We start from the raw sequence: 13884 nt of genomic DNA, 5'->3' as shown, positions 1-13884 counted from the left end.
TCTGCTTCTGCTTCTGCTTCTGCTTCTGCTTCTGCTTCCAGGCTGGCTTTTTCACGCACCAAGGCAAGTGCTTTTTCCATATCCAACCGCAGAACGTGTGGCTTGCCTTCCGCCAGACGCCGCGCCCGCTCCGGCCCGCTGAGGTGACGGCAGGTTCCGGGATAGAGCAGACTGCCATCCGGGGCAGTATGTGGGGCGGAGAACATGCCCGCCTGTTCCCGTGCGATTTCCGAGCGAGTGCAAAAGCACGGATACAACACCCCCAGCCGGTCAAGCTCCGCCAGCGTGCGGGCATAAGCGGTCATGCGGGCCGACTGATACAGCACCGCGCCATCCGGCTTCAGGCCCAACCAGTCCAGATCTTCCAGAATGGCGGTAGCGTATTCAGCGCGGCAGCGTTGCGGATCAATATCCTCCATCCGCACCAGCCAACGACCGCCCGGTTTTGCGTATCGCCACCCGAACAAAGCCGACGCCACATGGCCAAGATGCAGGAACCCGGTTGGACTCGGTGCAAAACGGGTGACCCACATTCACACTTTCCCCTTTACAGTCTGCAACAATCCCTTCCCACCAAAATGCCGTTTGAAACGCCGGCATCTGAAGGCCGATAACCGCCCTCCGGGGCTGAAAAACCAGATGTGCCAGCAGGGTGGCTGGCATCGAAACGACACACCAAGACAATCAGCCACAAACACGCCTGCCCGACCACCCTGACAGATTTTTCAAACAGCCTCCAGATGACGCCAATAGAGAAATAATACTGTTTTATGAAATACTTGCGCGTTTTCTTGCTGCAAGCCCGGTTATCTGCAATACTGTTGACACAAAGTGATCTCGACGACGCACCTCCAACGGCGTTCCGCTCAGAGTTTATAACGCCAGTGTTGAAGCTGCGCCCTCACGAGAAACAGGGAGGCGGGTTTTGGCTGATGGCAGTACGCTGAATTTTCCGGCACTGGTCCTTAATGCGGATTTTCGTCCGCTCTCTTACTTTCCGCTCTCGCTCTGGTCTTGGCAGGACACAATGAAGGCCGTGTGTCTGGACCGGGTTTCTGTCCTGAGCGAATATGATGCTGAAGTTCATTCCCCCCACCGCACCTTCCGCCTCCCCAGCGTTATTGCGCTGAAAGACTACGTTCCAGCCGCCCGGAAACCAGCTTTTACCCGCTTCAATGTTTTCCTGCGGGATAATTTTTCCTGCCAGTATTGCGGTGACAAATTCCCCACACATGATCTGACATTTGACCACGTGATTCCGCGCTGCAAGGGTGGGCGCACCACGTGGGAAAACGTGGTAACGGCCTGCGGTGTCTGTAATCTGCGCAAAGGCCCGCATCTGCCGCATGTTATTGGCATGCTGCCCCGCGCACGGCCTGCACGGCCTACATCATGGCAGTTACAGGATAACGGGCGCGCTTTCCCGCCAAACTATCTGCACGAAAGCTGGCGTGATTACCTGTATTGGGACACGGAACTGGAAAGCTAGGGCAACAGCCCAACCGCCTTTCGGCGCTTATTTGGTATAGCTGTAACCGTATTCATCCGCCTGCTTTTGCAGGTCTGGCGCATCTTTCAGGTTCAGGGGCAGCGGGTGTGCGTTTTTCTCACCCAACACCAGATTATGGTTGCTCATACGCTGGCAGGTATTGGCTGCAAGCGGAAAGCTGAGAAACATGGGGCCCTTCATCTGCTTGCGCAGGCAGGACACATCCGTATCCAGCAGCGGCACCCGTCCAATTTCAGAAGAACAGCCGCCCAGCAGCGCCAATCCACCCAGCATCATGCCAAGGCCGAGGGTCTTTTTTGCTCGCATTCCCACCAAACTCACCATTTCCGTGCGCCATGGGGCTTTTGCCCCAGCCTTACCGGCGTCACATTGCCACGCCTGCTGCACGCAGCATAGAGCACCGGCTGGCACATCCCCCCCGTGCACACCGCATGACATGTCATGCCCAAGGAGGACTTTACTGCACCGGATGTTATCCGCACGTTCTGGCCCCATAATGAGAGCCACAATGCATCAGCTTACGTCGTACCCGGCACCCCGAATGGCGTTCTGTAGGGAAGACGTTCCAGCCCGCTGAGGGTCATACTGAATCTTCACTTCCCCGGTTGCCAGATTGACATCCGTATCCTGCACCCCATCCACGGCGGCCAGCGCGCGCTTGATGGCAGAAACACACCCGTCGCAGGACATTCCTTCGACAATGAAACTTGCCGTAGCCATAAGTCCATTCGCCTCCCATTTTGTCATGACTGCATGCAGCATACCGCACTTATTGGCCTGCCTAAAGCGGGGTCCTTACTTTCATCCCCTGTGCGCCGTGCCACAGGTGCGATAAAACCAGCCTATGCAGAAAATTCGCTCTGTTTCCCCATCGGCTTCCGCGCTTCCGTCTGCCTGGCGAGATACCGCGCCCCACCGGCTGATGCTCACAGCTTTGCTGAACATGCTGGATAACGCGCTGCTCACCACAGACAGCGCCACCCGCACACTGGAACACTGGTGCCGCACCCATCACCTTGCCGGAGGCACGCCTGCCGCACCCGCTGTCAGAGCAATTCTTGTGGATACCCCCCAGCGCCCGTGCCCAGATAGTTTACGTGTGCATCTGGCCCTTCCCGCACAAGGAGAGAAGGCTCTGCGCTATCGGCATGTGCGGTTGATGTGCGGCAGTCTGGTACTATCCGACGCAGAAAACTGGTATCTGCCTGAGCGCCTGACGACAAAGATGAACACAGCGCTGGAAACCACAGACACCCCATTCGGCCGTGCCATTGCAGATCTCGCATTCACCCGGCAGTTGGTGGTGGCAGAACGGCTATGGTCCCCTCTGCCACAGGGATGGGAAAACACCCCTATCCCCTCCGGGACAGGCGAGACTCTGGATCTGCCACCGCAAACCCTGCGCCATCAGGCCGTGCTGCATCAGCCCGATGGGTTGCCACTCAGTGCCGTGATTGAAACCTATACCAGCGCGGCCTTCCACTTTCCGCCGCCTGACATGCCGGACGACCAGACTAAAAACTGACCGCGCCCCGTCTGATCGTCTGATCGTCTGAACGTCTGAACGTCTGAACGTCTGAACGTCTGAACGTCTGAACGTCTGAACGTCTGAACGTCTGAACGTCTGAACGTCTGAAGCGTGCTGACTAGACCGGGGCCTGTGTCAACAGGCTCCGGCAGGTCTCACGTGGCTGTTTCGTTTTCCGTTCAGACGTTTTCGCCCATCCGGGTTTCGTCCACAAACTTTTCTGTCTTGTCATCCAGCGCACGGGTTTTGCGTCCACCGGGGCCGTGCACATACAGATCCTTGCGGTCGATGGATTTCACCACATCGGGCTGGATCGGCATCAGGTAACGGGCCTTGCGCATATGGTCAGCAAGCTGCAACTGCGGGTTGAAGACCGAGTTGAACTTCCACAGCATCTTCACAAAGTTGGTCTGCCCCTTCAGGAGCAGCCGTCCGGCAATGCCTGCGGTATCCTTGAGCGCCTGCCACCCCATATGCTTGGTGTTGAGCACCTGCTGGGTTTTCACCAGTTCCTCATAAAACTCAGGCAGTGGCAGCTTGGTGGGCAGAACAGCGTGCTGAATATCAAACAGGCGATAGTCACGCGTGGTCAGGCGGCGCGCTTCCCTGTGCCAGATTTCCGTGCCCGGATAGGGGGTGGTGACGGAAATATTCACAATTTCCGGAATTTCCAGACACCACTGGCGCACGGCTTCAAAGCGGCTACGGTCCCAATCGGGGTCAGCAATAATGTTGATCGCCACAATCAGACCTAGTGAACGGGCGTAATCCAGCGCTTCAAAATTCTTGTCGAGAGAAACGCGTTTGCGGAACTGCTTCAGCCCTTCCTCATCCACCGCTTCCATACCGATGAAGATGTAGGAAAGACCAATTTCGCTCCAGACCTTGAACACTTCTTTGTTGCGCAGCAGCACGTCTGCACGGGTTTCAAGGTAGTATTCTTTCTTGATGCCACGTTTCTTGATCTCATTGGCAATGGCCATGCCGTGCTCTTCATGCACAAAGGCCACGTCATCCACAATGAAGATACCCGGCTCCTTGATCTCCTCCAGCTCATCCGCAATCACCTGCGGGCTGGCGGTGCGGTAGGAGCGACCATAGAAGGTCCAGGCGGAACAGAATGTGCAGTCCCACGGGCAACCACGCGCAAATTCGATAGACGCCGCCGGATCAAGCGTGCCGATAAAATACTTGTTACGGTGCCGCAGAAGATCACGCGCAGGGCGGATATCATCAAGGGATTTCACAAAAATGGGCGGCGGGCCTTCCCCATCCATGGTGACCACACCAGGCACTTCCAGAATATCCGTACCGTCTTCCACCGCCTTCAGCAGCGTGCCAACGGATGCGTCACCCTCCCCTTTCAGGATGCAGTTGACCGCCCCTTCAGACAGCGCCAGCACATCCCGCGCGATAAAAGAGACGGAGTGCCCTCCAATGAACTGGAAAATATTGGGATAATGCAGGCGCGTTGCGCGGCAGAGATCAATAATTTCCGGTACATTGGCCAGATAACTGCCTGAAAAACAGACCGCATCAGGCTGGAAATCATGCACCAGCTTCCAGTAATCCTTATGGGTCTCAACCTGTAGATCAATAATCCGGACATCGTGCCCGGCATCACGCGCCGCCCCGGCCACCAGTTCCAGGCCAAGAGGTTCGAGCCTGAGAAACACTTTTGTGTACATCAGAGCACTGGGATGAACCGCCAGAACTTTCATGCCATTCCTTTCGGTAGCGGCAGATGCAAACGCAGCATCGGGCCGAATGTGTCAGCAAGAGTTGAAGGCGCAAACTATAAACTATTCGCCTGCGGGAACATGGAGACAACCTGCCATCACCCATGCATCTGACGGCCACCTTGCTGAAAGGTGTATCAAAAAAGACAATAATGCCTTGATTTGAAAGATTTTACTTTTGGCCGTCTTATAAAACGCACGCGCCGATCCGTGGATGCATGTCACTTATAACTTCTGCGTGCAGCACAGGCCCAAAAACAGAACAGGCCCGCACCCGGCATCCTGACGCATCATGCGCAGAATGCCCGGCCGGGCCTGTTGCTGAACCGTGCCTGCGCCCTGTTCAGGGCATCAGGCGCGGTGCCTCAATTCTTCTCAGGGAAGAATTTCGGTTTCCGCAAAGAAGAAGCGGATTTCATTGGCAGCGTTTTCTGCGCTGTCAGAACCGTGCACGGAGTTTGCTTCAATGCTTTCAGCAAACTGAGCGCGGATGGTGCTGGCTTCGGCCTTTTTCGGGTCCGTAGCGCCCATCACGTCGCGGTTTTTGGCAACGGCGTTTTCGCCTTCCAGAACCTGCAGCACAACCGGGCCGGAGATCATGAAGGACACCAGATCGTTGTAGAACGGGCGTTCCTTGTGCACAGCGTAGAAAGCGCCAGCCTGGGCCGGGGTCAGCTGCACGCGCTTCTGAGCCACAATTTTCAGGCCAGCGTCTTCAAACACGGCGTTAATCTTGCCGGTCAGGTTGCGGCGGGTTGCGTCGGGCTTAATGATGGAAAGAGTGCGTTCTGTCGCCATCTTGGGTTCTCCTCTGTGGTTCAGCCGCCAGAAACGCGGCCTTTCAGCCTGCTCCTCTAGAGCATATTCGCGCAGGCTGGTAGGTACTTCCCTCATCAAACGACACTTGCAGCAGAAACGAGAGCCCCGTTGAGTCTTCTTGTCATCTCAGACCTTACCCTCCGCATTGCAGGCCGCACCCTGCTTGATCAGGCTGACCTCTCTATAGAGCCAGGCCGCAAGGTTGGGCTTGTGGGGCGCAACGGTGCCGGAAAATCCACCCTACTGGCTGCCATTGCGGGCGATATTGCGCCAGATGGCGGGGAAATCCGCCTCTCTGCCCGCGCACGCATGGCCCGTGTGAAGCAGGAAGCTCCAGCCGATGGTGCCTCGCTGATCGAGACGGTTCTGGCCGGAGACACCGAGCGCACGGCCCTGTTGACCGAGGCTGAAACCGCAACAGACCCCGTGCGCATTGCCGAAATTCACGAACGCCTGCGCGCCATCGGGGCGGAGAGCGCCCCTGCCCGTGCGGCTTCGGTTCTGGCGGGTCTTGGGTTTAACGCAGAAGCCCAGCTTCGCCCTGTGTCAGACTTTTCGGGCGGCTGGCGGATGCGTGTGTCTCTGGCTACGGCGCTGTTTCTGGAGCCCGACCTGCTGCTGCTGGACGAACCAACCAACCACCTGGACCTTGAAGCCACGCTCTGGCTGGAAACATGGCTGATCCGATTCGCCGGTGCGGCGCTGATTGTCAGCCATGATCGCGGCCTTCTGGATTCGTGTGTGGATGCCATTGCCCATCTGGACAAAGGCAAACTGACCCTGACCCCCGGCGGATACGAAAATTTTGTACGAATCCGCACCGAGCACGCCCTGCAACAGGCCCGGCAGGCAGAAAAAATTGCGGCCCAGCGTGCCCATATGCAGTCCTTTGTAGACCGCTTCCGCGCCAAGGCCACCAAAGCCCGGCAGGCACAGGCACGGCTGAAAGCGCTTGAAAAGCTGCCCGCCATTGAAGCCGTGGTGGAAGATGCGCCCACTCGCTTTGCCTTCCCTGAGCCGGAACAGCTTCCGCCCCCCATGCTGACCATGAACCGCGTGAGTGTGGGCTATGGCGGCAAGCCTGTGCTCTCCAACATCTCGCTGCGGCTGGATATGGAAGACCGTATTGCTCTGCTGGGGGCCAACGGTAACGGGAAATCCACCTTCGCCAAACTGGTGGCGGGGCGACTTGAACCACTCTCAGGCACGCTGGAACGCAATCCGCGATTGAAGATCGGCTATTTTGCCCAGCATCAGGCCGAAGAACTGGTGCTGAATGATACCCCGATAGACCATATGGCCCGCGCCCTGCCCAAAGCGCTGCCCCCCGTTATCCGTGCCCAGCTTGCCCGCTTCGGGCTGGATGCGGACCGGGCAGAAACCCCTGTGCGCGACCTCTCGGGTGGTGAAAAAGCCCGCCTTCTGCTGGCGCTGGCCACACGGGATGCGCCCCAACTGCTGATTCTGGACGAACCGACCAACCATCTTGATCTGGATGCGCGAGATGCGCTGGTGCGTGCCCTTTCCGAATTTGAGGGCGCCGTGCTGCTTATCAGCCATGATCCGCATCTGGTGGAACTGATGGCAGACCGCCTGTGGCTGGTGGCAGATGGCAAAGTGACGCCTTTTGAAGGCGATATGGCGGAATACAAAAGCTGGCTGATTGAACAGAACCGCTCCGCCAACCGCAGCGCCAAACAGCAGGACACAGCCTCCCAGCAAAGCAGGAAGGATGACAGGCGCGAACGGGCAGAGGCCCGCAAGGCGCAGGCCCCCCTGCGCAAGATCATCAAGGATGCCGAATCCCGGCTGGCCAAACTGGCCACCGAACGCACCAAGATAGAAGCATCGCTGGCAGACCCCGCCCTTTATACGGATGGCAAGGCAGAAGATGTCACCCGCCTGAACACCCGGCTGGCCGCCATTGGCAAAGAACAGGCAGAGGTTGAAGAACGCTGGCTGGAAGCCGAAGCGGAACTGGAAGCCGCCAACGCCGAGGAAGACTGAATGAGGCAGCAAGGCGGCCTCCTATCGGGGCTAGCCCTCCTGCTGCTCGGCATATTTTTCACGGCCTCTCTTACTATCGTGCGTCCTTATCCTCACCGTCTGTTTCCGTGAGTCTGCGGCTTTCTGCACCTGTATTCAGGACGCATCCTGCAATGTTCTTCCGTCCACTCCTTGTCCTTCTACAACAGGGGCGCAGGAAAAGTCCTTGAAGTGCCAGCTCTTTCCCGCCAGACATTTCTGCAATGGTTTAGGGAATACATCCCGCAAATTGTTTCAAAAATGACACTCCCTTACGGAATATCTGACTTTATTACAGTCCGTAATGCACCCAGGGCGCCTGTTCTGCCGTTGTCTGACCTACGCCTTATTGTGAAAGAGCCTTTTTTATGACGTCCGACTCTTCTTCTTCCACTGTAGATACTGCAACAGATACGCCGCTCCCTGCTCCGAATGCTGATAACAGCCCCGCCGCATGGCTGGGCAGCATCACGCATATTCTCCGTCTGACGCTAGCCCTTGCCGTCATTGCCCTGACGGTCTGGCTGCTGGGTGATGTTCTGACCGTTATTTTTGCCGCCACACTGTTTGCCGTGGTTCTGCATGGTCTGTCGCGTATTCTCGTGAAACATCTGCACATGCGGTACGGTTGGGCGCTCTCGGCTGTCACGGTTGGGTTGATTGCGGCCGTGGCGCTGCTGATCTGGGGCAGTGGACCGGCCATTGTCAGTGAGGTCTCACGCCTGCAGGATGCGCTGCACCAGCAGGAAACCTCTCTCCGCGCAACGCTGGAGAGCAGTCCTACCGGCCAGATGATTCTGAATTACCTGCCTGCCTCTCTTGGCGGGAAACAGGGTGGCGGCAGCAGTCTCGCTTCTCTGGGGTCGCGCATTGCAGGCTCCATGACGGGCATTGTGGGCTCCGCGTTTGGCGCACTGGGCACCATTGTGGTCATTCTGATTGCTGGCCTGTATTTTGCCATGTCTCCCTCACTTTATGCCAACGGCGCGCTCCGGCTGGTGCCCGTAACCCAGCGCCCCCGCGCCAAAGCCCTGATGCTGCGCGCAGGCCAGAGCCTGTGGGCGTGGGTGGCCGGGCAGTCTCTGGACATGCTGGTGGTAGGCACGCTTTCGGGCATTGGACTGTGGTTTATCGGGGTACCTCTGGCGCTGGCGCTGGGCGTGCTGGCGGGCCTGTGTAACTTTATCCCGTATATCGGGGCGATCATGGGGGCGGTGCCTGCCCTGCTGCTGGCACTTTCTCTTGGCACGCGCGAAACCATAATGGTGGCGGCGCTTTATAGCGTCATCCAGTTTGTAGAGGGGAATATTCTCGCCCCCGTCATCCAGCGCCATGCTGTGCAGATGCCCCCAGCCATTACCATTCTTTCGCAAACCTTATTCGGTGCCATCCTCGGCTTTCCGGGTTTGATCTTCGCCTCGCCTCTCACTGCTGCACTTCTTGCCATTTTTGATGGCCTGACACCCCCGTTAGGAGAGGACGAACGCGTATAGACACGCTATCGTGACACTGGAGTAGGAAGACCGTAATCTTTTGGTAATTCGTTCCGGAGTCAAAGTTCAGGTAATGCGCATTCTTGTTATCGAAGACGACCTCACGGTCAGAAATTTCATCGCCAAAGGCTTATCAGAGGCCGGACATCTGGTAGAGCAGGCTGACAACGGCAAAGATGGCCTTGCGCTAGCCATCAATGAAAAATTTGACATCGTCATTCTAGACCGTCTGCTCCCCCATGGAGTGGACGGCCTGCACCTTATCAAAACCCTGCGCGGGCAAGGCAACCTGACTCCGGTGCTTATGCTCTCCGCTCTGGCAGAGGTGGAAGACAAGGTGGCTGGCCTTAAGGCTGGCGCGGACGATTACGTCACCAAACCGTTTTCCTTTGCCGAACTGGAAGCCCGCGTTGAGGCGCTGGTCCGCCGCAGCAGAAACGAAATCCAGCCCCAGACCCGCCTGACGGTAGGAGATCTGGAAATTGATCTGCTGTCCCGCGGTGTGAAACGGGCCGGACAGAGGATAGACCTTCAGCCGCGTGAATTCCGGCTGCTGGAATTTCTGATGCGCCACACAGGGCAGGTGGTTACCCGCACCATGCTGCTGGAAGGCGTGTGGGATTACCATTTTGACCCGCAGACCAACGTGATTGACGTGCATGTCTCCCGCCTGCGGCAAAAGATCGATAAACCCTTCGGTCGTCCGTTGGTGCATACTGTGCGCAACGCTGGCTACATGCTTCAGGAATAGGTTTTCCGTAAACAGAGCAGTCCTCCCAAAGCGGGAGTAACTTTACTCTGTTTGTTGCAACTTACTCGCATAAGCGCCGCTGCGAACCCCGCGGCGGCGCACTCTCTCCCTTATCTGAAAATACATTCGGAAACCGGCAACCAAGGTTAACTGTCTGCGCAGATACACACGCCAGATCCGGCACCCTCTACCATTCCCCTCTGCACACGGTTTCTCCCGTCCCTTTCCCGCTTCTTCTCTTCCATTCGCCGAAACAGACGTAAAAAAGGCATGCTCTCCAGATTTCCGCCATGGATGTCCTGTAATATTGAAAATGAAGACTGTTTCAGAACGTTGCGGTGGGGCTGGTTTGAAAGATCCTCTTTCCTGGCCAGTATTGCTGTCTTTGCCGCGCTATAAAATAAGGACAATATCTGCCATGAGCCGCTTCTTTTCTCTCCGCTACGCAGCCCCGGTCGCTTGCGCCATGGCCATGTTCAGCATTGGGCCGGCCCATGCACAGGACAGTAAAGCCGAAGACTCTTATACCAAACTGGACCTGACAGGCTCGGGCTCAGTGGAAGCTCCACCGGATCAGCTTACCGCCAGCTTCCGTGCCCAAAGCCGCGATAGCAGTGCTGCCGCCGCCCAGCAGGCCGTTAACACACAGGTGCATAAGGCCGCTGAACTTGCCGAGCAGGCTGGTGGCGTAACCGCAGCCATTCTGCATTATTCGGTCTCTGAAATTCGCGGCGAAAAGGAAAAGCAGGCGTCCTCATGGTCCGCCAGCCAAACCATGACCTTCACCGCGCCAGACGGCAAAACCCTGCTGCCCCTGACCGGAAAACTTCAGGCCAATGGTCTGCTTCTGGAAGGGCTGGAATGGTCCCTTTCTCCGCAGAAGCAGCAAACCCTTCTGCTGGAAGCCGAAAAAGCGGCTGTTGCTGATCTAAAAAAACAGGCCGAGACTCTGGCCGCGTCCCTTGGGCTCCATGTGGTGCGTTTTGTCACGGTCTCTGTTTCTGGCACGCCGTTTCCGCGCCCTATGTTCATGGCCGCCATGGCCGCCCGTAGCGTTGCGGATGCTGCTCCCCCGCCTTCCAGCACTATGGAAACGCAGACGGTCCGCGCTTCCGCCAACGCCACAGTACTTCTGGCCCCCTGAACTGAGAAGAACGCAAACGCACCTCTTCCCCGCTTATCCGGTAGGCCCAACTCTCACGCCATTGGTTCTACCGGCCAACCGAAAGGGACGTGCTACCAGACTTGCAGGATCTTCCGCCAAAAGGCCGCAACCAGAACTACCCCTCAACAAAAAAGCGCGTTGTGCAAGATCCTGCACAACGCGCTTTTTTATATCAGTCAGACACAAGCCTGAGAGGTCTCTGACAGGCCGTCCTGCCCCCTGTTACCGCGGTGCGAGCACCATGATCATCTGGCGGTTTTCAAGGCGCGGCATCTGCTCCACCTTGGCCAGTTCATCCATTTCCGTGCGGATACGCTCAAGAACCTTGATCCCCAGTTCCTGATGCGCCATTTCACGCCCACGGAAGCGGAGGGTCACCTTGACCTTATCGCCATCCCCCAGGAAGCTTTTCACGGAACGCATCTTAACCTGGTAGTCATTTTCGTCGATATTCGGACGAACCTTGACTTCCTTGATTTCGATAACCTTCTGCTTCTTGCGGGCTTCGTTGCGCTTTTTCTGCTGCTCGTACTTGAACTTCCCGTAATCCAGAATCTTGGCAACGGGCGGCTCAGCGTTCGGGCTGATTTCAAGAAGATCAAGCCCAACGCCGTAAGCACGCGCAAGCGCATCACGGGTGGTCAATACACCGGCCATCTCGCCGTTTTCGTCAATCAGACGAACCTGCGGTACACGGATCTCCTCGTTAACACGTGGTCCCTCGCGGGTGGGCGGCGCGGGAATAGGGGGTCTGGCTATGGTCAGCTCCTGTCATGGATTCAATAAACAAACAAAAGCACCCGCTTGGGTGCTTCCGCTCTGCACAGTATTATGTGCGCAATTCCGGGGCATTTATCAAGCGTGTCCGCGCAGAAAACGCCGTCATCCCTGCCTTGTTCCAGATCGCACCCTGGTTTTTACATTTTTTTGCGCATATCCGGCGGTGTGGCCTCTGCGGCAAGACGGGTAACGGCCTCATCAAAGCCCAGATTTTCCTGATCCGTGCTGCCCAACCGCCGCATAGCCACGGTGCGCTGCTCTGCCTCACGTCGGCCAACAACCAGAATAACCGGCACACGCGCCACGCTGTGCTCACGAATCTTGGCGTTGATCTTGTCGTTCCGCACGTCAGCCTCAGCCGCCAGACCAGCCTCCCGAAGGGCGGCTGTCACTTCCTCGGCATAGGGTGCGGCATCACTCACAATGGAGGCCACCACAACCTGCACAGGCGCCAGCCACAGCGGGAAGCGGCCCGCATGCTGTTCGATCAGGATACCCAGGAACCGCTCAAAGGACCCCAGAATGGCGCGATGCAGCATGACCGGGCGGTGCCGCGCGGAGTCCTCACCGATATAGCTGGCATCGAGTCGTTCCGGCAGAACCAGATCGACCTGCAAGGTGCCGCACTGCCAGTCCCGCCCAATGGCGTCACGCAGCACAAACTCCAGCTTCGGCCCGTAGAACGCGCCTTCACCGGGGTTATATTCATAGTCCACGCCAGCCACGGTGCAGGCTTCTTTCAGCGCGCTTTCCGCCTTGTCCCACGTGGCGTCACTTCCGGCCCGCTGTTCAGGGCGATCAGCAAACTTCACGCGCACATGTTCAAAGCCCAGATCCTTGTAAACCGCATGCAGCATGTGCACGAACTTTACAGTTTCATCAGCAATCTGGTCTTCGGTGCAGAAGATATGGGCGTCATCCTGCGTAAAGCCACGCACACGCATCAGGCCGTGCAGCGCGCCTGAAGGTTCATACCGGTGGCAGGCCCCAAATTCCGCCATGCGCAAGGGTAACTCACGGTAGGACCGCAGGCCATGGCGGAAAATCTGCACATGGCACGGGCAGTTCATGGGCTTGAGGGCGAGTGTCTTGTCCTCATCCTCAACCGTGGCCACAAACATGTGGTGGCGGTATTTGTCCCAGTGGCCGGAGGCCTCCCACAGGGCGCGGTCCACCAGTTGCGGCGTGCGCACTTCCTGATAGCCGTTGCGGGTCTGGGCCCGGCGCATATAGTCCTGCAACGCGGAATACAGACGCCAGCCCTTGGCGTGCCAGAAAATCTGGCCCACGGCTTCTTCCTGAAAATGGAACAGATCCATTTCCCGCCCGATGCGGCGGTGGTCGCGCCGTTCAGCTTCTTCAAGCTGGTGCAGGTGTGCATCCAGCTCCTTCTGGTCACGCCACGCCGTGCCGTAAATGCGGGTCAGCATGGGGTTGCGATGGTCCCCACGCCAATAGGCCCCGGCCACCTTCATGAGCTTGAAAGCGGTGCCCACATCCTTGGTGGAGCGCAGGTGCGGCCCACGGCACAGATCCAGCCATTCGCCCTGACGGTAGATGGAAATGTCTTCATCTTCCGGCAGATCACGGATCAGTTCGGCTTTGAAGCGCTCGCCTTTTTCTTCAAAGAAGGCAATGGCTTTATCCCGTGGCCACACTTCCCGCACAAACGGTTCTGCGTTGGCCACAATTTCCTTCATCCGCGCTTCAATGGCGGCAAAGTCTTCCGGGCTGAACGGCTCGTTGCGGTAAAAATCGTAATAGAAACCGTTTTCAATGGACGGCCCGATGGTGACCTGAGTTCCGGGGAACAGGGATTGCACGGCCTCGGCCAGCACGTGGGCCGCGTCATGCCGGATCATTTCCAGCGATTCCGGGTCCTTGCGGGTAATGAAGCGGATGGATGCGTCCTGTTCAATCGGACGGCTGATATCCTGCAACGCCCCATTTACTTCCATGGCAAGCGCCGCCTTGGCCAGACCGGGGCCGATTGACCCGGCGATGGTCGTGCCCGTTACCGGCCCGTCAAAACTGCGAACGGATCCGTCGGGCAAGGTGATGGCAGGCATGGAAG

At 57.6% G+C, this 13884-nt stretch carries 13 protein-coding genes; 6 read left to right on the top strand and 7 right to left on the bottom strand.

Annotated features, from left to right (window positions below):
* Nucleotides 1-533: glutamate--tRNA ligase family protein (locus AD944_RS13015; protein WP_248845821.1), on the bottom strand; the 533-nt coding region annotated here is incomplete at its 3' end.
* Nucleotides 534-925: 392 nt separating this feature from the next.
* On the opposite strand from AD944_RS13015, the gene AD944_RS13010 reads away from it, so the two are divergent.
* Entirely contained in the window at nt 926-1489 is a 564-nt protein-coding gene (locus tag AD944_RS13010) for an HNH endonuclease (RefSeq protein WP_035382261.1), read from the top strand.
* Nucleotides 1490-1516: 27 nt separating this feature from the next.
* On the opposite strand, the gene AD944_RS13005 is transcribed toward AD944_RS13010, so the two are convergent.
* Complete coding sequence (locus AD944_RS13005) at nt 1517-1816, bottom strand: hypothetical protein (RefSeq protein WP_035382322.1); 300 nt, start codon at nt 1814-1816, stop codon at nt 1517-1519.
* A gap of 207 nt (nt 1817-2023) precedes the next feature.
* On the bottom strand, nt 2024-2272 hold the full coding sequence (locus AD944_RS13000) for a heavy-metal-associated domain-containing protein (RefSeq protein WP_006560329.1): 249 nt from the start codon (nt 2270-2272) through the stop codon (nt 2024-2026).
* 82 nt (nt 2273-2354) lie between these two features.
* Between AD944_RS13000 and AD944_RS12995 the strand changes: the two genes are divergently transcribed.
* Nucleotides 2355-3035, top strand: a complete 681-nt coding sequence (locus AD944_RS12995; protein ID WP_045541584.1) for a hypothetical protein — start codon at nt 2355-2357, stop codon at nt 3033-3035.
* A gap of 182 nt (nt 3036-3217) precedes the next feature.
* Here the strand turns inward: AD944_RS12995 and hpnR are convergent, their stop codons facing one another.
* Entirely contained in the window at nt 3218-4759 is a 1542-nt protein-coding gene (gene hpnR / locus AD944_RS12990; RefSeq protein ID WP_045541585.1) for a hopanoid C-3 methylase HpnR, read from the bottom strand.
* A gap of 393 nt (nt 4760-5152) precedes the next feature.
* A complete protein-coding gene (gene ndk / locus AD944_RS12985) occupies nt 5153-5575 on the bottom strand; it encodes a nucleoside-diphosphate kinase (protein WP_045541586.1) in 423 nt (140 codons plus the stop codon).
* A gap of 129 nt (nt 5576-5704) precedes the next feature.
* Here ndk and AD944_RS12980 point away from each other — a divergent pair, with 129 nt between their 5' ends.
* The 4 genes from AD944_RS12980 (at nt 5705) to AD944_RS12965 (ending at nt 11009) form a co-directional block, all read left to right on the top strand.
* Nucleotides 5705-7603 (top strand): ABC-F family ATP-binding cassette domain-containing protein, encoded by a 1899-nt coding sequence (locus tag AD944_RS12980; protein ID WP_045541587.1) that lies wholly within the window; start codon nt 5705-5707, stop codon nt 7601-7603.
* Nucleotides 7604-7989: 386 nt separating this feature from the next.
* Complete coding sequence (locus tag AD944_RS12975) at nt 7990-9114, top strand: AI-2E family transporter (RefSeq protein WP_045541588.1); 1125 nt, start codon at nt 7990-7992, stop codon at nt 9112-9114.
* 73 nt (nt 9115-9187) lie between these two features.
* Nucleotides 9188-9865: a response regulator transcription factor gene (locus AD944_RS12970; RefSeq protein ID WP_035382268.1), complete on the top strand. Its 678-nt coding sequence runs from the start codon at nt 9188-9190 to the stop codon at nt 9863-9865.
* 418 nt (nt 9866-10283) lie between these two features.
* Complete coding sequence (locus AD944_RS12965; RefSeq protein ID WP_045541589.1) at nt 10284-11009, top strand: SIMPL domain-containing protein; 726 nt, start codon at nt 10284-10286, stop codon at nt 11007-11009.
* Between the two features lie 243 nt (nt 11010-11252).
* Here AD944_RS12965 and infC read toward each other — a convergent pair whose 3' ends face one another.
* Both infC and thrS read right to left on the bottom strand, forming a co-directional pair.
* A complete protein-coding gene (gene infC / locus AD944_RS12960) occupies nt 11253-11774 on the bottom strand; it encodes a translation initiation factor IF-3 (RefSeq protein WP_035382270.1) in 522 nt (173 codons plus the stop codon).
* A gap of 173 nt (nt 11775-11947) precedes the next feature.
* Nucleotides 11948-13879: a threonine--tRNA ligase gene (gene thrS, locus AD944_RS12955; protein WP_006560201.1), complete on the bottom strand. Its 1932-nt coding sequence runs from the start codon at nt 13877-13879 to the stop codon at nt 11948-11950.
* Nucleotides 13880-13884 lie beyond the last annotated feature (5 nt).

It is taken from the genome of Acetobacter tropicalis (assembly GCF_001580915.1).
Classification (GTDB): Bacteria; Pseudomonadota; Alphaproteobacteria; order Acetobacterales; family Acetobacteraceae; genus Acetobacter; species Acetobacter tropicalis.
Note: the sequence above shows the minus strand (reverse complement) of the source record. Positions and strands in the feature narration are given on the sequence as shown.

What these genes read in the sequence shown, in the direction of transcription:
- AD944_RS12975 (WP_045541588.1), top strand. Translation starts at nt 7,990, where the DNA reads ATGACGTCCGACTCTTCTTCTTCCACTGTAGATACTGCAACAGATACG.
- AD944_RS12995 (WP_045541584.1), top strand. Translation starts at nt 2,355, where the DNA reads ATGCAGAAAATTCGCTCTGTTTCCCCATCGGCTTCCGCGCTTCCGTCT.
- AD944_RS12965 (WP_045541589.1), top strand. Translation starts at nt 10,284, where the DNA reads ATGAGCCGCTTCTTTTCTCTCCGCTACGCAGCCCCGGTCGCTTGCGCC.
- ndk (WP_045541586.1), bottom strand. Translation starts at nt 5,575, where the DNA reads ATGGCGACAGAACGCACTCTTTCCATCATTAAGCCCGACGCAACCCGC.
- AD944_RS13005 (WP_035382322.1), bottom strand. Translation starts at nt 1,816, where the DNA reads ATGCGAGCAAAAAAGACCCTCGGCCTTGGCATGATGCTGGGTGGATTG.
- thrS (WP_006560201.1), bottom strand. Translation starts at nt 13,879, where the DNA reads ATGCCTGCCATCACCTTGCCCGACGGATCCGTTCGCAGTTTTGACGGG.
- hpnR (WP_045541585.1), bottom strand. Translation starts at nt 4,759, where the DNA reads ATGAAAGTTCTGGCGGTTCATCCCAGTGCTCTGATGTACACAAAAGTG.
- AD944_RS12970 (WP_035382268.1), top strand. Translation starts at nt 9,188, where the DNA reads ATGCGCATTCTTGTTATCGAAGACGACCTCACGGTCAGAAATTTCATC.
- AD944_RS13000 (WP_006560329.1), bottom strand. Translation starts at nt 2,272, where the DNA reads ATGCTGCATGCAGTCATGACAAAATGGGAGGCGAATGGACTTATGGCT.